Annotated in this window: 18 protein-coding genes and 1 tRNA gene; 11 read left to right on the forward strand and 8 right to left on the reverse strand. The window is 58.4% G+C overall.

Annotation, left to right across the window (positions count from 1 at the left end; translation table 11 throughout):
* Window positions 1-13 precede the first annotated feature (13 nt).
* Entirely contained in the window at window positions 14-811 is a 798-nt protein-coding gene (locus DBAC_RS02850) for a sulfite exporter TauE/SafE family protein (RefSeq protein ID WP_012805759.1), read from the forward strand.
* A gap of 201 nt (window positions 812-1,012) precedes the next feature.
* On the opposite strand, the gene DBAC_RS02855 is transcribed toward DBAC_RS02850, so the two are convergent.
* The 4 genes from DBAC_RS02855 to DBAC_RS02870 are packed head-to-tail and all read right to left on the reverse strand — an operon-like array spanning window position 1,013 to window position 5,763.
* Window positions 1,013-1,747, reverse strand: coding sequence for a 3'-5' exonuclease (locus DBAC_RS02855; protein ID WP_012805760.1), 735 nt, complete (start codon window positions 1,745-1,747; stop codon window positions 1,013-1,015).
* 3 nt (window positions 1,748-1,750) lie between these two features.
* Entirely contained in the window at window positions 1,751-3,664 is a 1,914-nt protein-coding gene (locus DBAC_RS02860; protein ID WP_012805761.1) for a DUF294 nucleotidyltransferase-like domain-containing protein, read from the reverse strand.
* Window positions 3,665-3,717: 53 nt separating this feature from the next.
* Window positions 3,718-5,493, reverse strand: a complete 1,776-nt coding sequence (locus DBAC_RS02865) for a sodium:solute symporter family protein (protein ID WP_012805762.1) — start codon at window positions 5,491-5,493, stop codon at window positions 3,718-3,720.
* Window positions 5,494-5,511: 18 nt separating this feature from the next.
* Window positions 5,512-5,763, reverse strand: coding sequence for a DUF4212 domain-containing protein (locus tag DBAC_RS02870; protein WP_012805763.1), 252 nt, complete (start codon window positions 5,761-5,763; stop codon window positions 5,512-5,514).
* 367 nt (window positions 5,764-6,130) lie between these two features.
* On the opposite strand from DBAC_RS02870, the gene DBAC_RS02875 reads away from it, so the two are divergent.
* The 3 genes from DBAC_RS02875 (at window position 6,131) to DBAC_RS02885 (ending at window position 8,261) form a co-directional block, all read left to right on the forward strand.
* Complete coding sequence (locus DBAC_RS02875; RefSeq protein WP_012805764.1) at window positions 6,131-6,640, forward strand: O-acetyl-ADP-ribose deacetylase; 510 nt, start codon at window positions 6,131-6,133, stop codon at window positions 6,638-6,640.
* Between the two features lie 267 nt (window positions 6,641-6,907).
* Window positions 6,908-8,128 carry a bifunctional UDP-sugar hydrolase/5'-nucleotidase gene (locus DBAC_RS02880; protein WP_012805765.1) on the forward strand — a complete coding sequence of 407 codons (1,221 nt, stop codon included), beginning with the start codon at window positions 6,908-6,910 and terminating at the stop codon, window positions 8,126-8,128.
* Between the two features lie 57 nt (window positions 8,129-8,185).
* A tRNA-Ala gene (locus tag DBAC_RS02885) sits at window positions 8,186-8,261 on the forward strand.
* Between the two features lie 576 nt (window positions 8,262-8,837).
* Here DBAC_RS02885 and hrpB read toward each other — a convergent pair.
* From hrpB to DBAC_RS02905, 4 genes are read right to left on the reverse strand one after another with little or no spacing between them, the layout of a single operon-like run.
* Window positions 8,838-11,276: an ATP-dependent helicase HrpB gene (gene hrpB, locus DBAC_RS02890; RefSeq protein WP_043811563.1), complete on the reverse strand. Its 2,439-nt coding sequence runs from the start codon at window positions 11,274-11,276 to the stop codon at window positions 8,838-8,840.
* 33 nt (window positions 11,277-11,309) lie between these two features.
* Window positions 11,310-11,798, reverse strand: a complete 489-nt coding sequence (locus DBAC_RS02895; protein ID WP_012805767.1) for a phosphatidylglycerophosphatase A family protein — start codon at window positions 11,796-11,798, stop codon at window positions 11,310-11,312.
* Window positions 11,788-12,417 (reverse strand): Maf family protein, encoded by a 630-nt coding sequence (locus DBAC_RS02900; protein WP_012805768.1) that lies wholly within the window; start codon window positions 12,415-12,417, stop codon window positions 11,788-11,790. Before DBAC_RS02900 ends, DBAC_RS02895 begins: the two co-directional genes overlap by 11 nt.
* Entirely contained in the window at window positions 12,414-13,775 is a 1,362-nt protein-coding gene (locus tag DBAC_RS02905; RefSeq protein ID WP_012805769.1) for a dihydrolipoyl dehydrogenase family protein, read from the reverse strand. Before DBAC_RS02905 ends, DBAC_RS02900 begins: the two co-directional genes overlap by 4 nt.
* Before the next feature lie 235 nt (window positions 13,776-14,010).
* On the opposite strand from DBAC_RS02905, the gene DBAC_RS02910 reads away from it, so the two are divergent.
* The 7 genes from DBAC_RS02910 to hmcB all read left to right on the forward strand — a co-directional run bounded on the left by DBAC_RS02910 (window position 14,011) and on the right by hmcB (window position 21,993).
* Complete coding sequence (locus tag DBAC_RS02910) at window positions 14,011-14,787, forward strand: hypothetical protein (RefSeq protein WP_012805770.1); 777 nt, start codon at window positions 14,011-14,013, stop codon at window positions 14,785-14,787.
* Between the two features lie 445 nt (window positions 14,788-15,232).
* Window positions 15,233-16,495, forward strand: a complete 1,263-nt coding sequence (tmcD, locus tag DBAC_RS02915; protein ID WP_012805771.1) for an electron transfer complex subunit TmcD — start codon at window positions 15,233-15,235, stop codon at window positions 16,493-16,495.
* A gap of 11 nt (window positions 16,496-16,506) precedes the next feature.
* Window positions 16,507-17,166, forward strand: coding sequence for a TmcC family electron transfer complex membrane anchor subunit (gene tmcC, locus DBAC_RS02920; RefSeq protein ID WP_012805772.1), 660 nt, complete (start codon window positions 16,507-16,509; stop codon window positions 17,164-17,166).
* 15 nt (window positions 17,167-17,181) lie between these two features.
* On the forward strand, window positions 17,182-18,498 hold the full coding sequence (gene tmcB, locus DBAC_RS02925; protein WP_012805773.1) for an electron transfer complex ferredoxin TmcB: 1,317 nt from the start codon (window positions 17,182-17,184) through the stop codon (window positions 18,496-18,498).
* A gap of 9 nt (window positions 18,499-18,507) precedes the next feature.
* Window positions 18,508-18,897 (forward strand): acidic tetraheme cytochrome c3 TmcA, encoded by a 390-nt coding sequence (tmcA, locus tag DBAC_RS02930; RefSeq protein ID WP_012805774.1) that lies wholly within the window; start codon window positions 18,508-18,510, stop codon window positions 18,895-18,897.
* Between the two features lie 476 nt (window positions 18,898-19,373).
* Window positions 19,374-20,900 (forward strand): sulfate respiration complex hexadecaheme cytochrome HmcA, encoded by a 1,527-nt coding sequence (gene hmcA, locus DBAC_RS02935; protein ID WP_050762027.1) that lies wholly within the window; start codon window positions 19,374-19,376, stop codon window positions 20,898-20,900.
* A gap of 34 nt (window positions 20,901-20,934) precedes the next feature.
* Window positions 20,935-21,993, forward strand: a complete 1,059-nt coding sequence (hmcB, locus tag DBAC_RS02940) for a sulfate respiration complex iron-sulfur protein HmcB (protein WP_012805776.1) — start codon at window positions 20,935-20,937, stop codon at window positions 21,991-21,993.

The raw sequence follows: 21,993 nt of genomic DNA on the forward strand, positions 1-21,993 counted from the left end.
TCAGGAGGATATCATGTTTGAAGTAGTTGCTTTGTATCTGGCTGTGGGCGCGGTGGCAGGCGTATTGGCCGGATTGCTGGGCATCGGGGGCGGGCTTGTCATCGTGCCCATGCTGGTATTTTGCATGGAGTTGCAGAATCTGCCCCAGGACCTGATCATGCATATGGCGCTGGGTACCTCCATGGCCAGCATCATGTTCACCTCGGTTTCGAGCTTCATGGCCCATCATCGCCGTGGCGCGGTGGAGTGGGATGTGGTTCGGCGCATCGTGGCCGGCATCCTGGTCGGCACGTTCCTCGGCGCCTGGGTGGCCGCGCAGATGAGCACCGGCGCGCTCAAGATATTCTTTGTCGTTTTTCTTTATTACGTCTGCTACCAGATGCTCTCCGGCAAGAAGCCCAAGCCGTCGCGAGTGATGCCGGGAGCGGCCGGAATGTTCGGTGCGGGCAATGTCATCGGGGTGGTTTCGAGCCTGGTCGGCATCGGTGGCGGCACGCTCTCCGTCCCGTTCATGGTCTGGCACAATATACCCATCCATAAGGCCATCGGCACGTCTGCCGCCATCGGCTTCCCCATCGCGGTGGCAGGAACCGTGGGCTACATCATGAACGGTTGGGGCGTGGACACCTTGCCGCCCTATTCCCTGGGTTATGTCTCCCTGGTGGCCCTGGTCTCCATCGCGGTCATGAGCGTCATCACCGCCCCGCTGGGAGTGCGTCTGGCCCACAGCCTGCCTGTGGACAAACTGAAAAGAGTGTTTGCGCTGATCCTCTTTCTGGTCGGTACGAAGATGCTCATTTCCCTTTTTTAGTCGGACCGGTCCCCTGACCGCACGCCCCTGGGGCAGCGTCGGCCCGGAACAGATCCTCCCTTGGGAGGGGTGTTTCCGGGCTTTTTTGCGTTCACCGCAGGCCCTTTTCTTTACACATGACATGGGGTGGGCGTGGCCGGTGTCGATCTGAGGCCACTCGGTACTGTGAAAAGATAGGTCATGCGGATATGCGGCAGAGCCTTACATGTACCAGCGCCAGCTTTGACCGGCCCGGAACAGTTCGCGCAGTGTGAGGGGTCTGTTTCCGGCGATCTTTTTGGCCAGATAGATGAAGAGGTAAGCTGTCTGCAGGGCGTCGCCCAGGGCCTCGTGGGCTGTGAAGCGGGGCAGGTCGAATTCGTGGGCCAGGTCGGTCAGTACGTAGGAGATGCTGAGATTGAACTGTTCATAATGCGAGGGCGTACGTTTCTCGCGCCACAGCATGGCCATGCGCATGGTGTCCAGGCAAGGATTGGCCAAAGGCTGGCCGTGGTTTTTCCTGCAGGCACGGTTCAAAAAACTCATGTCCAGCCCCACGTGGTGGCCGACGATAAGAGTGCCTTTGCAGAATTCGATCAACTCGGGAAGAACCTCAGCCAGGGGTGGAGCCTGGGCGATGGCTTCGGGAGTGATGCGGTGGATGAGGGTGCTGGTCTTGGGCAGGGGGATGCTGGGCCGCACCAGGACGCTGAAGCTTTCGCCCGGCACGATGGCCAGGCCGCGCACGCGCACGGCACCGATGGAGACGATCTCCTCCCTGCGGGCGGAGAGCCCGGTCAGTTCGGTATCCAGGACCGTATAGACATAGTCTTCCAGGGGGCGGGTCTGATCCAGTGCCCGGCACAGACGGTTGTTCTCCTCCAACAGCGGCAGGTTCGTTTTCCCGGGGCCCGGTCTGAGGCGGGCACATAAGCTTTTCAGATCAAAGAGATTCATTGCTCACGCCATGTTCAGTCTGAAGACTTCGCGTAGAACCCCGTGCAGGGCGGTGGTCACTCCGAAGGCTTCGCGCAGGGTTCGTTTTTCCAGGGAAGACAAATTGCCGGGGTCGAGCCGGTTGTCCGGGGTTATGCCCTGCTCCATCTGTTCGAGCTGGTGCATGAGCCGCGAATGCAGCAGGAATTCGAAGGCCTCCCGCGCTTCGTGGAACAGGTCCCGCGACAGGTGCCCTTCCTGATGCAGCAGTTCGAGTCTGCCCAGGGTGCTGGTCTCGCGGATTCCGTGGTACAGGGCCATGACCCGCGCAAAGTCCATGAACGGCAAAAGTCCGCGCGTTTTAATGTCCAGGGTGTTTTTGTGCGCCCCGTCTTTTTCGACCATGAAATTCTTGAAGAAGGTCAGCGGTGGTTTGGCATTCAGGCAGTCGGCGGCCAGGTAGCGCAGGAAGAGGTCTTTTCCGGCGCAGGCATTGGTGACGTGCTGGCGCAGGTTTTCGGCCAGGTCCTTGTGTCCGTAGACGCCCCTGAAATCAAAAAATACGGAGCTGGCCAGGACGCGTTCGGGTTCGGGCGTGGCCGTCCATGTGTTGATCCGGCCTTTCCACGTGTCCAGGGAGCCCCTCCATGCGGGGTTCGAGGCCATCATGTTGCCCGGGCAGCGCGGGAAACCGCAGTTTATGAGATGAGCGACCATGCGCTCGGTGAAGGCCGAAAAATACGTCTCCGCCGCGCGATCGAGAAAATCCACCGAGCAGTTATCGGTAACCAACGCATTGTCCTGGTCCGTGGCGAAGGTCTGTTCGCGGCGTCCCTCGCTACCCATGAGCAGCAGGCAGAACTTGACCGGGGGAGGCCCCAGTTCGCGCAGCATCAGATCCAGGAGCTTGGACATGATCTGGTCATTTAAAATGGCGATCATGCGCGTGATGTTGCCCGCCTTGGCTCCCTGCTGGACCAGGGTGCGGATGACCGGGGTGATGCTGTCGTGCAGAGGATAGAGCCCGGCGATGGTGGTGCGGGAGGCAATTTCGCGAAACACGGACATGGGCGAGCGGCCCTGCAGGAGCATGATGTCGTGGGAACTGATGACGCCCAGCAGCTTGTTGTTGGATTTGACCACGAGGTGGTGGATGTTTTTGGACATCATGGTCAGAAGGGCGTCGAAGCAGACCGCGCCGGCATCGATGCTTTCCACCGGCGTGGTCATGACTGTTTCAGCCGGAGCCTGCAGGTCGAGGCCGAGCGCCATGGCCTTGCGCAGGTCCGTGTCTGTGATGATGCCGCAGATTTCACCCGAGGGTTCGCGGAACAGGAGCGAGCCGGTGTTGTGGCGGATCATTTCCTTGGCCGCGGCCTGGATGCTCAGGCCAAAGGGCACGCTGACCGGCTCGCGGGTGACAAGGCCGCCCACCGGGTTGCTGAAGAGATGCAGGCTGTGGTCCTCGTGGGCGGGTTGGGTCTTGCAGCGCATCTCCTCGAAGGCCTTGGACAGAAAGGTGTCGGCGAAGGATTTGAGATAGAAGCGCGGGATGGCGGGGTTGAGATGCACGGCTTCGAAAAAACGCTCGCGGGGAATCTTGATGATGAAGGTGTCTTCAACGGTTTCGGCGTCCATGGCCGCTTTTTCGCCGTTGAAGAGGGAAAGCGCCCCCAAAGAGGCCCCATCCGTGCGGATGTCCATAAGGACGCCCTCGTCTTCCAGAAAAAGGCGGATGGCCCCCTTCTGCACAAGATAAAGCCCATCCACCTCGCTCACCCCCCGGCGAAGGAGCCGCGTCCCGGCCGGAAAGAAGTCCACCAGGCACGTGCGGGCCAGGCGGACCAGGCTCTGCCTCTCCAGTTCGGAAAAGGGCAGGGTGGTTTCAAGAAAGGTGATGATGCTGTCGTATCCCGCAGGCTGAGTTCCCGCGTTCATGGCATTGTCCTTCTGGGTTGCGGGGCCGGTTTCCCGGCCCCTGTTTGAACGGATCAGTGATCTATGGCCGCACCCGCTCCGCGCGGGATGCGCACGCTCTCGACCATTTCCTGCACGGCGGCCGGCGGGGCCTTGGTGATCAGGGAGACGCCGAATGTGACCGCGAAATTGATGACCATGCCCACGGTGCCGATGCCTTCGGGGCTGATGCCGAAGAACCAGGGGGACACGCCCATGAACTTGGTCTGCACTATGTAGAGCATGGTGAAACCGATGCCGCTGATCATGCCGCTGATGGCTCCCTCCTTGGTCGCGCGCTTCCAGAAGATGCCGAGCACGATGATGGGGAAGAAGGAGGATGACGCCAGTCCGAAGGCCAGTGCCACAACCTGGGCCACAAAGCCCGGAGGGTTGATGCCGAAGTATCCCGCGATGACGACGCCCACACCGATCATGACCCGGCCCACGAGCAGGCGTATCTTCTCCGAGGCGTCGCGGTTGATGATACGGTAGTAGAGGTCATGGGAGATGGACGAGGCGATGACCAGCAGGAGGCCGGCCGCCGTGGACAGGGCCGCGGCCAGTCCGCCCGCCGCGACCAGGGCGATGACCCAGGGCGGAAGTTGGGAGATTTCGGGCGTGGCCAGGACCATGATGTCGTTGTCTATGTAGAGTTCGTTGGCGTTGTCGAGAGGCGTGTTGGTGACCAGTCGCTGGCCGTGCGCGCCTGTTTCCCCGCTGTACGCGGGCTTGCCTGCGAAGGCCGCACCGCCGCGATAGGTGATGATGCCGTCGTTGTTTTTGTCGACCCAGGCCAGAAGTCCTGTTTTCTCCCAGTTTCCGAACCAGGCCGGCACGGAGGAGTAGGGTGTTTCGCTCAGGGCGTTGGTCAGCGTGTAGCGGGAAAAGGCGCCCAGGGCCGGTGCTGTGGTGTAGAGGATGGCGATGAAAAAGATGGCGTAGAAGGCTGAGAGGCGCGCAGCCCGGACGCTTGGCACGGTGTAAAAGCGGATGATGACGTGGGGCAAGCCCGCCGTGCCGACCATGAGGCACATGGTGATGGCGAAGACGTCGATCATGGGCTTGGTGCCCGCGCCAAAGGCACTGGTGTACTCGGCGAAACCCAGGTCCCTGCCGATCTGGTTCAGCGTCTCAAGCAGGAATTTGCCAGAATCCGGACCTCCGAGGATGGTGCCGCCGAATCCGATCTGCGGGATGGGGTTGCCGGTCAGCTTAAGGGAAATGGCGATGGCCGGGATGATGAAGGCCGTGATCAGGACGCAGTACTGGGCCACCTGGGTCCAGGTGATGCCTTTCATGCCGCCGATGGCCGCATACAGGAAGACCAGGACCATGCCGATCATGACGCCGGTGTTGACGTCGACTTCCAGGAAGCGGCTGAAGACGATGCCCACGCCGCGCATCTGCCCGGCCACGTATGTCAGGGAGATGAAAATGGCGCAGATCAGAGCCACAAGGCGGGCCGCCGAGGAATAGTAACGGTCGCCGACGAAATCCGGGACCGTGAATTTGCCGAACTTGCGCAGATACGGGGCCAGGAGCAGGGCCAGGAGCACGTAGCCGCCGGTCCAGCCCATGAGGTACATGCAGCCCGCGTAACCCATGAATGAGATCATGCCGGCCATGGAGATGAATGACGCCGCGCTCATCCAGTCCGCGGCAGTGGCCATGCCGTTGGCCAGGGGCGGAACCCCGCCGCCGGCGACGTAGAAGCCCTTGGTGTCCTTGACGCGGGACGTCCAGGCGATGCCTATGTAGAGGGCGAAGGTCAGGCCCACTATGAGATAAGTCCAGATTTGCAGTGACATATTTCCTCCGGTTGGTCGCTATTCGTGCACGTCGTATTTCTTATCCAGCCGATCCATAAGCATAAAATAGGCAAGGATAATAAGTACGAAAACATAGATGGAGCCTTGTTGGGCAAACCAGAAACCTAGAGGAAATCCGCCCAGGGAAAAGGCATTGAGCTGCTCGACGAATAAAATTCCGAATCCGTACGAGACCGTCGCCCAAATGGTCAAAAGGATGAGCATGTACGTTTTGTTTCTTTTCCAGTAACTTTGCATTGACTTTTCCATGTTGTCCCCCCTGTGCAAAAAGCGTTGATGAAATGTGGCTTCACCCGATTGAGCTTGGACGTTTTCTGACACGGTTTGAAAACTATTGCATCTGCTTTCCGGTGAATGGAGGGTGGAACTGGTTATTGGCAAAAGGAGCCGAATTGTTCTGGTGAGCGGGACTCTGTTGCCGCTGACCGGGGCGGGGCAACCGTTCGGGTCAGCGTGATACGTAGAGATAATGAGCCGGTGCTTAAACGGGATACGTATATTTTGCGGCGAATTTGGGGCCTTCCACGACGGGGAAAGGATTCATGGAGGCTGTGAAGTGCTGCAGACGCTGGGTCAGCGGTCAGAATCACTCATCACCGCATGCAGGAGGAAGATCATGATTGCCGTTGTTGTCGCCGACATAACGACTTTGCAGGTGGACGCCATTGTCAACGCGGCCAATTCGTCGCTTCTGGGCGGAGGCGGGGTGGATGGAGCCATCCACCGTGCGGCCGGTCCCGGGCTTCTGGCCGAGTGCCGAACCCTTGGGGGGTGCCCTGTGGGGCAGGCGCGGATAACCGGAGGCTACATGTTGCCGGCGCGGCACGTGATTCATACCGTCGGGCCGGTCTGGAAAGGTGGCGGACACGGCGAGAGGGAATTGCTGGCGGCCTGTTACAGCGCCTGTCTGAGTCTGGCTCGTGAACACCACCTTGACAGCGTGGCTTTTCCGGCCATCAGTTGCGGAGCCTACGGTTTTCCCGCTGCGGAAGCCTGCGCCATAGCCGTGGCCCAGGTCCGTGCTTTTCAGCGCGAGAATGTAGCGCCGGCCACAGTTGTTTTTGTCTGCTTTTCGGATTCCATGCGGCAGTTGTATGAGGAATGTCTTGCCAGGGAAGAAGCCTGACGATTTTGGCGCGTGATCTTTCTGCGCACCGGCCTGCGCACATTGGTCCGGAGCGCGGGCTATCGGCACGGAGCCTGGAACGTACGTTGCAGCCTCGAATGTCCTGAATCCGGATGTGGTTCGCGTGAGGGCTCCGCGTCTGGTTTTCGCGCCCGTTGCAGAGCCCCTTTATTTTGCAGGGGGCATGGGCTAGATCGTGGCGACGAAAACGGTTGACGCCGCTTTTTTTTGCGATCGCGGCCACTGAACACATTTGCCGGGAATAATATGAAGTTTAGCGCTGTTTTGTTCTGCCTGCTTGCCTTGTTTTCCTGTGCCGGACATTCCGGTCCTTCGCAGGAACCCGTGGTCTCGCAGGCGCCCGTCCTTCCTGTCTTTGAGCGGCTCCACGCCCTGCACGAGCAGTTTCTCGTCTTCAGGGATAATGACGTTTTTCAGCGTTACGGTTTTACATACAACTCTCCATACGCCGACTGGTTGCAGCGGGTCCGTGATTTCGAGCAGGACCCGGTCACGGACGAAGCGGCCCGCCTGTTGGCCGGGCTTTCCGTCGCGTACCGCACGCACGGGGCAAAGAGCAGGATTTACAGGCAGTTCGAAGATCGTTTCGGTCAGGCGCTACGCATTCCGGCAGCCGAAAAGCAGGCGCAGCCGGCCGTGGTCGTTGCCGAGCCTGTGACGTTGCCCATCCCCGAGGCCACGGCACGTTCCATCACGCTTCTTTTCAGCGGGGATACCCAGGGCGTGGTTTATGCCCAGCCAGGGGAATTCGGCCCGGTCGGCGGCCTTGCCCGGCGTCCGCCCATTCTCAATCATTTCCGGGCGGAAGACCCCGGCACCGTAGTGCTCGATGCAGGGGACGCTTTTGTCGCGGGATTTGCCAAGGCCGAGGCGATCAATAAAGTGCTGGTCCGCGCCATGAACCACATGCGCTATGATGCCATGGGGCTCGGTCCGTATGATCTGGCCATTGGCGAGGTAATGCTGCGGGAGCTTGCCAGCATCGCGTCATTTCCCATGATCTGTTCAAACATGCAGTTCCAGAAGGGCGTGGAACCATGGATCAAGCCCTATGTCCTGATCAAACGCGATCAGGTCAGGATCGCGCTCGTAAGCCTGTTGCCGCCAGCGCCGGGAGTAAGGATCACGGGCGCGAAACTCATCCCGCCCGGGCAAGCCTTGCAGGCTATGCTGCCGGAACTTAAGGGCAAGGCCGATTGCATTGTGCTTCTGACGCAATTTGGCACGGAGGAAATAGCAGCGTTGCTGGGCGATGAAGGTGCCGTGGATGTGGTCCTTGGCGACGGCAATGGGAAATCGGGCGAAAACCCTGCGTATCTCCCGGCAGTGCCCAAGGGGCTTGGTTTTGGACTCGTCCGCTTGAAAATGGCGGATGACGGCGGCTTTCGTCCTGTTGAGAGCCTGCCCGTGCTCCTGGGTACTGCTTCGGACGATCATGTGCTTCAGATTATGGAAGAACTCAAATAGTATAAAAAAGCGCTTGCTTTTTCAAAAGGGTTTGGGCAGTAACCGTTTTCGCGTTGTGGGGCTGTAGCTCAGCTGGGAGAGCGCTTGAATGGCATTCAAGAGGTCCGCGGTTCGATCCCGCGTAGCTCCACCAATTTACGCTTGAAAAAACAATAAGTTACTTGAATGCCAAAAACAAAAAAGCCGTCAGAAATGACGGCTTTTTTGTTTTGTGTCCGCTATATGTCCGGCGCTTATTCCGAACCGATAAGAGGCCGGAAACTCGCGCCTGCTTTCTCTCTTTCGGCCATTGGTCAAGTGCCCATACTGATGAACTATTTTATGATTTTTCAATCCCAAGCCCTCCATCATATTCTTCTCGTTTCCTCCTGCGCTGAATATCGCTGAAGCGTTGCAATGCCGCTCATCATGCGCCCTGAATTGGCCTTGTGTTTTGGGCAGGGGTTGGAAACGCGTTCCGCCGCGGGCCGGGCAAGGGCTGCCGGAACTCCCTCGCGGGCCTCGTAATGCTTCCCTGCCTTGAGAATTGGGCAGAGGGGGAGCGTTGAGCGTTTGACGGCCGGGAAGCAAACGATGCCTGGCTCAGTCAGACAGCCGACAGCCCTTTCCCGGCCCGCGACGGAACGCTTGCGGTGGTGTGAATGGGCTTGAAGGAAGAAAGACGTGAATGGGGTGCAGGGGACGCGTCCCCTGCCCGCCGGAGGCTCTCTTATCTTGGCGTCATTGCTTTCTTGGTTTTGGCCGTGGGCATGGCTGTGGCCGGGTCTTCGGGCCAGGGGTGTTTGGGGTAGCGGCCGCGCATTTCGGCGCGCACCAGGGGGTAGGCGTTTTTCCAGAACGAGGGCAGGTCGCGGGTGACTTGCAGCGGGCGTCCGGCCGGGGAGAGCAGGTGCAGGACAAGGGCGTAGCCGCCGTCAGCCAAGGTTGGCGTGGTGGCGCAGCCGAACATTTCCTGAAGTTTGACCGGGAGGGCGGGGCCGGATTCGGGGCTGTAGTCGATCCTGCGATGCGCTCCTGTCGGTACGGTCATGAATTCCGGGGCTTGGCGGTCCAGTTCCCGCATTTTGTCCCATCCAACCAGCGCCTTGAGGGCTTGCAGCAGGTTGATTTTGCCCAGGTCTGCTTGTGATCGCGCGCCGGTTGCGAAAGGAGCAAGCCATTCATTGATGCTTTCGAGCAAGGCCTGGTCAGACATGTCGGGCCAGGCTGGATCCAGGCTGCGCAGGAACCGAATCCGGTCCCGAAGGTTTTTGCATTCCTCGCTCCAGTTCAGGCGCGCGAGGTCTTTTTGTCCCCGCAACAGCGCACTGGTCACGGTTTCCGGGTCGGTGCCCAGCTTTTCTTCCCGCATACAGAGCGTATCAAGCATGATCTTGCGCAGGCTGACGACCCGGTCTTTGAGCGGGTCGAAGCGCACTTCGTCCTCTTTTCGGAATTGCTGCCTGAAGTGGGTTTGCAGTTCGTCCCACGAAAGCGGTGCCGACTGCCAGATTTTGGCTCCGGCCGCGTCTCCGTCCAGATCGGCGATGGCCAGGAATTCGTGCCCGGCCAGGGTGCTCGGTCCGGGCCATACGGCCTTGCGTCCGCTGGTCAGGCGGTAGGAGCCATCCTCCTGGCGGCGTGCGATGCGGTCGGGGTAGGCCAAGGCGGTGAGGATTCCGGCGGCCTCGGGGTCGGGTTGCTCCAGATTGATCGAGGCGAGCCGCGCAATCTGTTCCATGCTGGCGCGTAGGGTGTCTTTACGTGACAGGGTGCTCGGATGAATGCGCAGCGAGTCGCGCAGATCCGAGGAGCCGCGCATGCTCCGTCCCGGTTCGCCGAGGATGGCGGCCAGGGCGGCGGCGGTGGGGCCGAGCCCGTGTTTTCTGGCGCTCAGCACCATGTGCCCCAGGCGCGGATGCAGGGGCAGGAGCGCCATTTCGCGCCCATGCGGGGTGATGCGGCCCTGGTCGTCCAGGGCTTCCAGACTTTGCAACAGGCGCAGGGCGCTGTTGAAATGGCCTGGCGGGGGCGGCGTGAGCCAGGACAGCGTGGCTGGGTCGGTCGTGCCCCACAGGGCAAGGTCCAGTACCAGCGGAGCAAGATCCGCTTCCAGCATTTCCGGGGCGGGGTAGGGTTTGCGGCTGATCTCGTCAGTCTGATCCCAGATCCGAAAACAGATGCCGGGTTCCGTGCGTCCGGCCCGGCCCCGGCGCTGGGTCACGGTGGCCAGGGCGGCCGGTTCCGTGACCAGCACGGTCATGGAGCTCTTGGGGTCGAAGCGCGGTAGCCGTGACAGGCCGCTGTCGATGACGATGCGCACGCCTTCGATGGTCAGGGATGTCTCGGCGATGGCCGTGGTGAGGACAATCTTGCGCGTGCCGGGAGCGGGCGGGGCGATGGCCTTGTCCTGCTCGGTCGCGGTCAGGGCACCCAGCAGCGGGTGGATTTCGACTCCGGCTCCGGGGGGGCCGAGCAGTTCCGCCGTGCGCCGGATTTCGCGGGCTCCGGGCAGAAAGGCCAGGATGCTGCCATGCTCCGTGGTCAGGGCGTGGCGAATGGCGAAGGCCATGCGCTCTTCCAGGAAGCGTCCGGACACGCGCAGATAGCGGGTTTCCACTGCGTGAGGCTGGCCGGGGCATTCAACGATTCGGCACGGAGCGATCAGGTCGGCCACGGCCTTGGCGTCCAGGGTAGCGGACATGACGATGAGGCGCAGGTCCGGGCGCAGGGCGGCGCGGACCTCAAGGCACAGGGCCAGACCCAGGTCGGCCTGGAGGCTGCGCTCGTGGTATTCGTCGAAAATGACGCAGGCGTATCCCGAGAGCTCCGGATCGTGCTGCAGCATGCGGGTCAGGATGCCCTCGGTCACGACCTCGATCCGCGTTGCGCTTGAAACACGAATATCGAGGCGGGTGCGATAGCCCACGCGCGCTCCGGCTTTTTCTCCCAGTAATCCGGCCATGTGGCGGGCAGCGGCTCGCGCGGCCAGGCGTCTTGGTTCGAGCATGAGAATCTTGTTTTTGCCCAGCCAGGCAGAGGCAAGCAGCGCCAGCGGGATGCGCGTGGTCTTGCCGCTGCCGGGCGGGGCATGGACCAGACACGCGGCCCCCGTGGTCAGGGTGTCCGCGAGCTCGGGTAGAATTGCATCGATCGGGAGCGGGGGCATGCCGGCCCAGTCACGCGAATTCGTCGACATGGATCAGAAAAGGGCGCGGCATACGAGCAGCGCCATCATGGCATAAAGACCCGCGAGCCCGTCATCGATCATGATGCCCCAGCCGCCGGGCAGCCAGCGCTCCGAGGCCCGCACCGGCCAAGGCTTGGTGATGTCGAAGAGACGGAAGAACAGAAAGGCCGGGATGATCCAGAGCGTGTCCGACGCGGCCAGGGGCAGCAGGGTTATCCACTGCCCCCACAATTCGTCCACGACCACGCAGGACGGGTCCTTGCAGCACAGGCTTTTTTCGGCCTTGCCTGCGCACCAGCTGCCAAAGGGGAAGAGCAGCAGCAGAACCACAACGCGGCCCCAAAGCGGTAGCGGCAGGAAGAGAAATGGCGCGAGGATCGCCGCGACCAGGGACCCCCAGGTACCGGGCGCTTTTGGCATGCGTCCGGCCGCGCCGAGGGTGGCCAGATTGAGTGGCAGCGATTCGAGCCAGTTCCCTTTGCAGCTTGATTTATCGGGCATTGGCCACTCCGATGGCTTTGATTTCAAGGAGGAAATCGAGGACCGAGCGCAGGGGCAGGCCGACAACATTGGTGTAGGAGCCCTGGACCTCGTCGACCAAAAAAGCCCCGATGCCTTGGATGCCGTAGGCTCCGGCCTTGTCCATGGGTTCCCCCGTGCCAATGTAGGCCTGCAGCATGTCGCGGGAATTGTTTGCCATGTGGACCCGCGTGGTCACGGTGCGGCACAGGGAGACGCCGTCTCCGTGACGCAGCACGCAAAATCCGGTCATGACTTCATGCCAGCGGCCTGCAAGGGCGGTGAGCATGTTCAGCGCGTCGGCGGCGTCTTTGGGTTTGCCGAGGATGCGTGCATCCTGGACCACGATGGTGTCGGCGCTGACGATCACCTTGTCCGGGTGTCTGGCCGCGATGTCCTGCCCCTTGATCCGGGCCATGCGGGCCGCGTAGTCCGCCGGGGCTTCGCCCGGTTCGGGTGCCGGTTCCTTCAGGGTACTGGGCACGACCTCGAAGCCCAGTCCCTGTCCGGCCAGCAGGGCTTGCCTCCGGGGCGAGGCCGAGGCCAGGATCAGGGGCAGCAGGGCGCGAAACGGGCCCTGCTTTGACAGGCCCGGGTTCATTTTTCCTCCTGCGGGGCGATGAGCGCATCGCGCAGGGCCTCGTCCAGAGTGGGGTGGGCGAAGATGTGTTCGTGCGCCGTATGCGCGGTCCAGCGGTCGCGGACCATGATCTCGGCCAGGGTGACCAGATGCGAGGCCCCGTGTCCGACGGCGGTTACGCCATGCACCACGCCGTCCACCCATGCGACCTTGACCAGCCCCTGGGCCTGGCCGTGGGCCTGGGAGATGGGATTGGCACCGAGGCTTGCGCGGGAAACAGTCACGGTTTTGCCTTGGGCCGCAAGTTCGGCGGCGGTATGCCCGGCGCGCATGACCTCGATGGAGCCGTAGATGCAGCCCGGAATGGGGCCTGGCGTGTAGGCCGCAGTCGTTTCACCCAGTGCGTGCAGCACGGCGTAGCGGCCCTGATGCTCGGCCGCGTGGGCCAGCAGGGTGCGGCCGTTGACGTCGCCGATGGCATAGATGTTCGGCGTTGCCCGTAAAAAATCGTCGGTCGTGACCCAGCCCGCGCCGGTCATGGCAACACCTGCGTTATCGAGCCCGAGGCCCGGAGTGTTCGGTTTGCGTCCAACCGCGACCAGGGCCTTCTCGACCCGGATTTGAGTGCCGTCCTCCAGCCTGACCAGGACCGATTCGCCTTCATTGACGAACTCGGCCACCCGTTTGCCCGTGACGATGTTCCATTTTTTGCGCTTGAGCATTCCGTGAAGGGTCTGCGCGATTTCCTCGTCTTCGGCGGGGGCGATGCGGGGGGCGGCTTCGATGATGTGGATCGCCGTCCCCAGGCGATGCCAGAAGTCGGCCATTTCAAGGCCGATGGCTCCTGCTCCGATGACCGCGAGGCTCGCGGGCGCTTCATCAAGATCAAGCAGATCCGTGGAGTCGAGAATCCGCGCATGATCGGGCTCAAGCCCCGGGAACCAGTTCGTGGACGAGCCCGAAGCGATGATGAGCGTCGTGAAGCTCAAAGTCTGTTCGGCCTCGCTGACGACACGCACCGTGTTTTTATCGATCAGGGACGCTTGACCTTGGACCAGGGCGACCCCATGTTTCTCAAGACAGCACCCCATGGCCTTGTGGGTCGCCGCGACAAAGGCGTTTTTGCGTTTCTTGAGCGCGCCCATGTCCATCTGCACGGAGCCGCTGCACAGGCGCAGGCGCGACTGGGCGTGCAGGCCCTCCAGGTGAGCGGTGGCTCCTAGGTAGAGTTTGGTGGGGATGCATCCCCAGTTCAGGCAGGTTCCTCCGAGGTGCTCTTTCTCGATGAGGGCGACCGTTTTTCCTCTTTGACTGGCGAGCAGAGCTGCGGCATAACCGCCCGGACCTGCACCTATGACAATGATGTCAAAATGGCTCATGTGGCTTCCCGTTTGAATTAATTGATGGGCGTGCAAGCGAAACATGAAATCCTAATCGGAAGCAGGGCGGAACTCAACCCTTGGCGCAGCCTGTGCGACTTGGCCAAAATCAAAGCTGGACAGGTGTCCGGTTTTTTTATTTGGCAGGGCGGGTTGGCAGGGAATCCAATACCAAAATACTCGGATTTATAAGTCGTTAGCCTCTTCGTCGCGGTGGAGGGGATATGGAGATACGATGCAGGAGAATTTGAAGAATCAGAGCAGGGGAAAGCGAAAAGGAGTCGCCTCGCTCTTTGACGATTACGAAATCAAGGACCTTTTTCGCAGGTACATCCAGCTCCTGATTGTGGTGGAGGTGCTCATCTTTCTGGTTTGCTGGGTCTACCAGCTCGGCATCGACGAGGTCGCGGTGACCGGCAAGCCCGTGGATATTCCTTTTCCCTGGAAGGCCTATTTTCTGGTTTCCTTTACGGCCCCGGTGGCCGTGACGTTTCTGGTAGGGATAGTGGTCGTGGCCTTCAACTCTTTTCTTTTCGGTCAGAAAAATGGGCCTGTTTTCAAGGAAAACTCCGCCACAGGAGCAACGGGCAAGCTTGCCCAGGCAGCCAATTTCTGCTTCCAGCTTCCTTTTCTGCTGACCCTGCTGCTGCTGGGCATATTCATAGGGATTGTGTATAATTTAGGCTCGATCATGGATTACCTGGCCCGTTTTGGAGAGGCCGCATCCAAGGTCATTCTGATCGGGCTGGGCTGTGTCCTGGTGGCCGGAACCATTTTTGGGGTCGTGCGCATGATTCTCAACTATAAATTGCGCAAGAAGAACATGGAGTACGATTACAAGCGCGAAGTCATGGACCGGCTGGGCATCGCCATTCTTGATGAGCGCACCATGATCGACAGTCAGGGGCAGATGGTCGGGCCGCGAAATATCGAGATATCCGCCGCCGATCAGGATGTGCTGCCGCCCGCAACGCCGGAGTCCGTGGTTTCTGAAAAGCCTGATTGCCGCTGAAAAGTCTTTTCGTGTCGCCTTGGGGATTGGTCCCTTGCATAACAACCCGGTCTTTCCGGGTTTTTTTGCGTCTGGGGCTCAGCGTCCGGCATTATTTTTAGGTGACTGGCGAAAATGGGGCGGCTGATAATATTCTTTTCCTCAAAAAAAGCTTACGAACGATGTGAGGATGATTGGATCACAAGTAGTGAATGTTTATCTGCTCTTGGATAAATGTGTAGTAAAACAGTCCGAAATATGATGTCGACTTATTGGGTCTGAATTCAAAATGGTATTTACACATTGGCTTTTCTAGGCTAGCCGGTTTGCAAGGAAATTTAGATAGTAAAGTTAGTCTGCAGCATGATTTAAGTGGGTTGCTGACTCGGATTGTGATGCTGAGTTTGTGCTGAAATCATGTTCAAGAGAAGCTTTTGGCGTAACCTAGTTGGTAAGGAGGGCGTGTATGAGTGAGTATTCTGCCTGGGATTGGGGCATAGGCTCCAGAACCGTGGCCGACCTATCCGAATGTGACTGCGACGTTGAATGGCGCGAGGAAAACCAGGCCAGCCCAGACGGGGAAAAGGTGGCGGCCGTGGTCAAGACCGGGGAAGGGGAGTTCAGCGTGTGCGTCAACAACACATGCTGGGAACCGAGATACGAGCGCATCTGGTATCTGCGCTATTCTCCGGACGGGCGCCTGGCCGGTCTGGCCTGCGACGGTGACTGGACCTTGTGCGTGGACGGCGAGCCGTGGGAAGAGACGTATGGATTTCTGTTCAACACGTTGTTTTCCAAGGATGGTTCGGTCATCGCCTGTTGCGTGGCCGATTCAATGACCTATGGCATGGTGCTTGAGGGCGTGGCCTGGGAAACGCTTTTTCCCAACGCCAATAATTTCATACTCAGTTCCGATGGCAAGCGCAGCGCCGCTGTGGTTCAGACCGTGCCCCTGGGGCAGGCTGATGTGTTCAAGTTCAAGGACGGCGCTTACTCCGTCGCAGTGGACGGAACGCCTTGGAACGTGAACTTCGTGAACGTCTGGACCCCGCGCTTCAATGCCGACAACAGTTCGGTTGCGGCTCAGATTCGTCACACGCTCTTCGACTACACCATTGCCGTGGACGGCAAGCCCTGGGCGGAGAACTTCAACCAGGTCTGGGAGCCGCTTTTCCACCCTGCCAAGAATTCGGTTGCCGCGCCGGTGCGCCTGGCCGGCAAGTGGGGCATGGCCCTGGACGGCAAGATCATCTGGCAGCCTTCTTTCTTTCAGGTCTGGCAGCAGCAGTTCAGCCCATCCGGCGACAAGCTCGCCGCCATCGTCTGCCCCAAATACGGGCGCTGGACTTTGGCCGTGGACGGCACCCCGTGGAACACGACGTTTGGCGACATGGTCATGGATATGACTTTTAGCCCCGACGGAAAGCGTCTGGCCGCACTTGGCAAGCAGGACGGCAAGTGGACCGTATTTTCCGACGACAAGGCCTGGAATAGCAATTACGATATGTGTTATGCTCCGGTTTTTTCGCCGGATAGCAACCATGTGGCCGTCAGGGTCGAAAAGAAGGGCCGTTTCACTATCGCGGTGGATGGCAAGGAATATGGCCAGGGTTTCGATCAATGCTTTGACCCGACGTTCAGTCCTGATGGAAGCCGGATTCTCATTCGCGCCATCGTGGATGGAAAGTACCAAAGAATTGTCGAGTCCGTAGCAAAAATCATCGGATAAGGAGGCTAGACATGCAGGATGTCTATTTATTGGTATCTGGCCCCCTGGCTTGGGCTGCCTGGACTATTTTTGTACTTGGATCGATATACAAAATCTGGTCGACACTGAATACCGCAAAAAAGAAAGATCAGGTTTTGCTCAATTACGTCTCATTCAGATATGGAATGAGATCCATCATTAACTGGTCCATTCCGTTCAATACGGTCAACATGAGGTTGAACCCTGTTTTTACCGGAATCGCATTTTTCTTCCACATTGCTTTTTTTGTGCTGCTCATCTTTGTCTCCGCACATCAAATCATGATCGAGGAAGGGTTCGGCATCGGCTGGTTCACCATTCCTGATTTCGTGGCCGACATTCTGGCTTTTGCGGTCATTGGCGCGTGCATCTTCTTTGCCGTGCGACGGGTGATGCGTCCTGAAGTGAGTTATGTCACCGACTGGACGGATTTTGCCCTGCTCGCCCTTGTGGCGGCGCCCTTTGTGACGGGAGTTCTGGCCTACCATCAGCTTGGCGATTACATGCTCATGGTCGTGCTCCACATGGTCTCGGCAGAGCTTTTGCTCGTGGCCATTCCCTTCACGCGTCTCAGTCATATGCTGCTGGCTCCCTTGACCAGGGCATATATCGGGTCTGAATTCGGCATGGTGCGCCACGTCAAGGATTGGTAAAAAGAGGAGAACGCTATGAAAGAACGCGTCTGGATAAAAGACGAAGGTGTTGAACGGGGAGCTGAAAAGCTGACCCCGGAGAGGATCGAGAAGACGATCAACGCGGTTTTCGACAACGAAGCCGGGGCGCGCCTCAAGGCTTATGTCGATACCTGCGCCCATTGCGGTTTGTGTTCGGAGGCCTGTCATTTCTTTTTGTCCCGGGATCGTGACCCGCGGTTTTCCCCTGTGGGCAAGGTCAAGCAGACTGTCTGGGAGATGCTTGACAAGAAAGGCAAAGTGTCTGTTGAATTTATGAAACATGCCACGCAGGTTGCGCAAACAGAGTGCAACTTGTGTCGAAGATGCGTGCAATACTGTCCTTTTGGGATAGATATTGGCTATATGATGAGTATGGTGCGACGTATTGTTCATAAGCTTGAGCTTACACCTTTGTATATACAAGATACTGCGCACTCGCATTCGGCGACCATGAATCAGATGTGGGTTAAGGATGATGAATGGATCGACGCCCTGATCTGGCAGGAAGACGAGTTGCGCGAGGAATTACCCAACGCCCGCATCCCGCTGGAAAAGGAAGGGGCGGAAATCATGTATTCCGTCATCGGGCCGGAGCCCAAGTTCCGTACTCAGCTCATTTATCAGGCTGCGGCCATCATGAACGAGGCAGGTTGCGACTGGACCATGCCTGCCACTCCCGGCTGGGACAACTCCGACATGGCCATGTTCACCGGTGATACGGAAATGATGGGACGCTTGAAGAGAATACATTTCGAAACCGCGGCCAGGTTGCGTGTTAAGAAAATTGTCATGGGCGAATGCGGACATGCTTTTCGTTCCGTTTATGACACAGGAAATCGTGTTCTTGGATGGCAAATGCCTCCGGTTCAGGTTGTTCACGCCCTGGAATTTTACTGGGACCTTCTCAATGAAGGGAAAATCAAGGTTGCAAAGCAAATAGAAGAGCCAGTAACTTTTCATGATCCATGCAACGTTGTTCGTGGGCGAGGGCTGCATGAGAAGGCCAGAGAAGTTGTGCGTGCATTTTGCCCGAATCTTGTGGAGATGCATCCAAACAGGGAACATAACATCTGCTGTGCGGCAGGTGGTGGCGTGATCAATTGTGGACCGCCATTCAAGAACTCTCGCGTTGAGAGCAATAGCGTGAAAGCTGAGCAGCTCAAGGCCACGGGAGTCAGGCTTTGCATAGCTCCGTGTCACAATTGTCACGGTGGGCTTGAGGATATTATCCATAAGTATAAACTTGATATGGAGCTCAAGTTCCTTGGAGAAATTATCTATGATTGCATGGAAAAACCAAATGCTGTCTAGGGGTGAGCAATGAGACATATACTATACAGATACTTCATTTTCTGCTCTGTCGTGCTCTGCGTCACGTTTTGCAGTATTTCGGCTTTTTCCCAGGACGACACATATCTGAAGGTCGATGCCTTTGGAGAATTGGAACGTCCTGTCAGCGCATTTGATCATGATGAACACAATGACAAGGCTGCTCTGGAAGACTGTTCAGTTTGCCATCATGTCTATGAAGATGGAAAATTGGTCGAAGGTGAGAGCTCCGAAGATCAGGCTTGCGCCGACTGCCATACCCTCAAGGCGCAGGGCAGCCAGCCCGGCCTCATGATGGCCTACCACCAGCAGTGCAAGAGTTGCCACATCGAATCAAAAAATGGCCCCGTCGCTTGCGGCGAATGTCATGTAAAAAAATAACCGGCTTTAGTTTTCAGATCAGTGAACCCGGCTTTCGTTTGAAGGCCGGGTTTTTTTTGCAAAAATTTTCCTATCCTGTTGTCCATCCTGCCGACATTTCAAAGTGATCTGTCTCGTTAAGCAAATGTATTCAGATTTAATTTTTCTATAAAAACAAGCATGTTGATTTGGTATTTTTGACCGGGTCCGGCCAGGAAAGTCCAGATATTTGAAATCTCAAGTGATTGTGAAAAAATGGATTAGCTCTTGACGGGTTTGTTGATATTCTATACCTCCGAGGTCGGAATAAATCATACCCGAATGGTCTGCTTAATCTCAATTTTTTTAGTGGACTTTATGTGCAGACGCACAAGGTTTGATTTTTTTCCGTTTTAAGGAAGGTGCAGGGGGGGCGGAGCCTCCGCGCGAGGGAGGTTTCCGGAATTTTCCGGAGCGGATTTCAACAAAGGAATTTTCACATGGAGAAGGGAAGACCAATGCTGCGATGGGTTGGAATCCTGTGCGTAAGCATGGCTGTGGCTGGATTCGGTCTGAACGCTCTTGGGGGAAAACAGGAATCGGTCGAAACGAAAGCAATGGGCGCGGATCTCATATCCATCGAAACGCTCAAGAAGTTCGGTGATCTCGATTATCCTGTGGTCCGGTTCGAGCATGACAAGCACACCAAGGCTGTGGAGGGGAAGTGCGAATCCTGCCATACTGTGACCGGCAACACGGTCACGGCCAAGTTCAAGCGTCAGGAAGATACGAATGCCGCGGAAATCAAGGCCATTTATCACGACAACTGCATCACGTGCCATGACGACACGTCCAAGGCCGGCAAGAAAAGCGGACCCGGCAGCGAGCAGTGCCGGACCTGTCACGCGGGGCCTGCGGATTCGTCACGGACGTTGATCTCGTTCGATAAATCCCTGCATTACCGCCACTCGTCTTCGAAGATGGTTCTTCCTGCCCCTGGGCAGAAGGAGAACTGCTCCAAATGCCACTCCCAGGACAAGCCCGAAGAGCGCAATCTCGCCTTTGCCGAGAACAAGGATCAGGCGCATGAAAAATGTCTGTCCTGTCATATGGAGATCGGTAAGGCGCAGCAGCCTACCGGTCCTGTAGAGTGCGCCGGCTGTCATGACGCCACTGTCCGCGCCGGATTCAAGAAGGTCGCGGATGCGCCACGGCTTGAAGCCGGTCAGTCCGATTACGCGCTGCTCATGGCCGCCACGGCTCAGGCCGGAACCGAGCCCAAGCTGGTCAGCGCCGTGCCTTTCAATCACAAGCTGCATGAAGAAAAGAACGAGAACTGCTCGGTCTGCCATCATAACGCTTCGTCCAAGGGCGTGATCCCCTGTTCGCAGTGCCACACGTCATTGGGCAAGGAAGAGGGCGGCTTCATAACCACCGAGCAGGCCATGCACCGCGTGACCGCTCAGGCCAGTTGCGTGGGGTGTCATGCCCAGGCGCAGGCCAAGCCGGAATGCGCCGGATGCCACACCTTCATGGGTCGAACCGGTCAGAACACAGATGCCAGTTGCGTCAAATGCCATGTCGACATCACGCCCGGAGCTGAGCTGATCAATGACAAGAACGCCCGCAGCAACACTGCGGCGATGCTCATGAACACCCGCATCAAGAGCGACCCTGAGATCAAGGTCGGCGAGATTCCCGAGATCGTCGAGATCAGCGTCCTGGCCAACGAGTACCAGGCCAGCAAATTCCCACATCGCAAGATCGTGCAGAAGATCATGGAAGGCATGAAGGACGACAGCATGGCTGCGTACTTTCACTCCAGCCCGAACGCTGTCTGTTCCGGTTGTCATCACAACAGTCCAGCTTCAGCCAATCCTCCCAAATGCGTCAGTTGTCATGGCAAGGTCGCGAGCGCGCAGGATGGAGCCAAGCCAGACCTCAAGACCGCCTATCACCAGCAATGCATCGGTTGTCATAGCGAAATGGGCATCCAGAAGCCGGCGGCCACTGCCTGCGCGGAATGTCATGCCGTAAAGCAATAACCTGCCCGGAAGGTCGCAATAACGAGGAGCTACTATGAAACGCAGAAAATTCATTGGCATGCTGGCTGGCGCAGGAGCCTGTATGGCGGCGTCAACGGCCACAGCCGGTGGAACACATCATTTTAAGGGTTATCCCGAAAGCTTCGGGGTGCTCTTTGACAGCACCAAATGCATCGGCTGCAGAAAATGCGAAGCCGCTTGCAACAAGGTCAACGAACTGCCCGCGCAGCCGGTGCCCTTCGATGACCTGACAGTATTGGACTCAAGACGGCGTACGCACCACGACACCTTCACCGTGGTCAACAAATACTCCGTCAACGACAAGCCCGTGTACCGCAAGCAGCAGTGCAATCATTGCCTGGAGCCTGCCTGCGCTTCGGCTTGTTTCGTCGGCGCCTTTGTCAAGGACAAGACCGGGGCCGTCAGCCACGACGCCTCCAAGTGCGTGGGCTGCCGCTACTGTATGATCGCCTGTCCGTTTGAAATCCCGACCTACGAATATCACGATCCCATCACTCCCCGGGTACGCAAGTGCACCATGTGCCAGCCGCGGATCGAAGAAGGAAAGCTGCCGGGGTGTGTTGAAGACTGCCCCAAGGGCGCCCTGGTCTTCGGTCGCCGCGAGGACCTGCTGAACATTGCCCGTGAACGTATCCGCAAGCATCCAAACGTCTACATCGACCATATCTATGGCGAACGTGAAATGGGTGGAACGAGCTGGATGTATATCTCCGGCGTGCCGTTTGAAAAAATCGGCATGCGTGAGGATCTGGGCGTCACCCCTGCTCCGGAACTCACTTCCGGCGCACTTTCCCTTGTTCCGGCCATCGTGGGCCTGTGGCCCATGTTTTTGACCGGTGCCTATGCCCTGACCAAGCGTCGGGAGAAGATTGCCGAAGAAGAGCAGCACCATGCCGTGGCAGAGGCCGTGGCCGAAGCGCAGGCTGAGGCGGCAAAGAAGGCGAAAGCGGCCATGGACAAGGCGGAACGCGACAAGCAGGCCGCCATTGATCGTGAAGTGAAAAAAGCGCTCAAGGAAGCGGAAGAGGCCCGGCTCAAAGCCGAAACTCCCGCTGATCCGAGCGAGCAATAA

Source organism: Desulfomicrobium baculatum DSM 4028, assembly GCF_000023225.1.
GTDB lineage: Bacteria > Desulfobacterota > Desulfovibrionia > Desulfovibrionales > Desulfomicrobiaceae > Desulfomicrobium > Desulfomicrobium baculatum.

What these genes read in the sequence shown, in the direction of transcription:
- DBAC_RS02895 (WP_012805767.1), bottom strand. Translation starts at nt 11,798, where the DNA reads ATGCCCGATAAATCAAGCTGCAAAGGGAACTGGCTCGAATCGCTGCCA.
- DBAC_RS02870 (WP_012805763.1), bottom strand. Translation starts at nt 5,763, where the DNA reads ATGGAAAAGTCAATGCAAAGTTACTGGAAAAGAAACAAAACGTACATG.
- tmcD (WP_012805771.1), top strand. Translation starts at nt 15,233, where the DNA reads ATGAGTGAGTATTCTGCCTGGGATTGGGGCATAGGCTCCAGAACCGTG.
- DBAC_RS02905 (WP_012805769.1), bottom strand. Translation starts at nt 13,775, where the DNA reads ATGAGCCATTTTGACATCATTGTCATAGGTGCAGGTCCGGGCGGTTAT.
- DBAC_RS02850 (WP_012805759.1), top strand. Translation starts at nt 14, where the DNA reads ATGTTTGAAGTAGTTGCTTTGTATCTGGCTGTGGGCGCGGTGGCAGGC.
- DBAC_RS02855 (WP_012805760.1), bottom strand. Translation starts at nt 1,747, where the DNA reads ATGAATCTCTTTGATCTGAAAAGCTTATGTGCCCGCCTCAGACCGGGC.
- hrpB (WP_043811563.1), bottom strand. Translation starts at nt 11,276, where the DNA reads ATGCCCCCGCTCCCGATCGATGCAATTCTACCCGAGCTCGCGGACACC.
- hmcA (WP_050762027.1), top strand. Translation starts at nt 19,374, where the DNA reads ATGCTGCGATGGGTTGGAATCCTGTGCGTAAGCATGGCTGTGGCTGGA.
- DBAC_RS02910 (WP_012805770.1), top strand. Translation starts at nt 14,011, where the DNA reads ATGCAGGAGAATTTGAAGAATCAGAGCAGGGGAAAGCGAAAAGGAGTC.
- tmcA (WP_012805774.1), top strand. Translation starts at nt 18,508, where the DNA reads ATGAGACATATACTATACAGATACTTCATTTTCTGCTCTGTCGTGCTC.
- DBAC_RS02865 (WP_012805762.1), bottom strand. Translation starts at nt 5,493, where the DNA reads ATGTCACTGCAAATCTGGACTTATCTCATAGTGGGCCTGACCTTCGCC.
- DBAC_RS02860 (WP_012805761.1), bottom strand. Translation starts at nt 3,664, where the DNA reads ATGAACGCGGGAACTCAGCCTGCGGGATACGACAGCATCATCACCTTT.
- DBAC_RS02880 (WP_012805765.1), top strand. Translation starts at nt 6,908, where the DNA reads ATGAAGTTTAGCGCTGTTTTGTTCTGCCTGCTTGCCTTGTTTTCCTGT.
- DBAC_RS02900 (WP_012805768.1), bottom strand. Translation starts at nt 12,417, where the DNA reads ATGAACCCGGGCCTGTCAAAGCAGGGCCCGTTTCGCGCCCTGCTGCCC.
- hmcB (WP_012805776.1), top strand. Translation starts at nt 20,935, where the DNA reads ATGAAACGCAGAAAATTCATTGGCATGCTGGCTGGCGCAGGAGCCTGT.
- tmcC (WP_012805772.1), top strand. Translation starts at nt 16,507, where the DNA reads ATGCAGGATGTCTATTTATTGGTATCTGGCCCCCTGGCTTGGGCTGCC.
- tmcB (WP_012805773.1), top strand. Translation starts at nt 17,182, where the DNA reads ATGAAAGAACGCGTCTGGATAAAAGACGAAGGTGTTGAACGGGGAGCT.
- DBAC_RS02875 (WP_012805764.1), top strand. Translation starts at nt 6,131, where the DNA reads ATGATTGCCGTTGTTGTCGCCGACATAACGACTTTGCAGGTGGACGCC.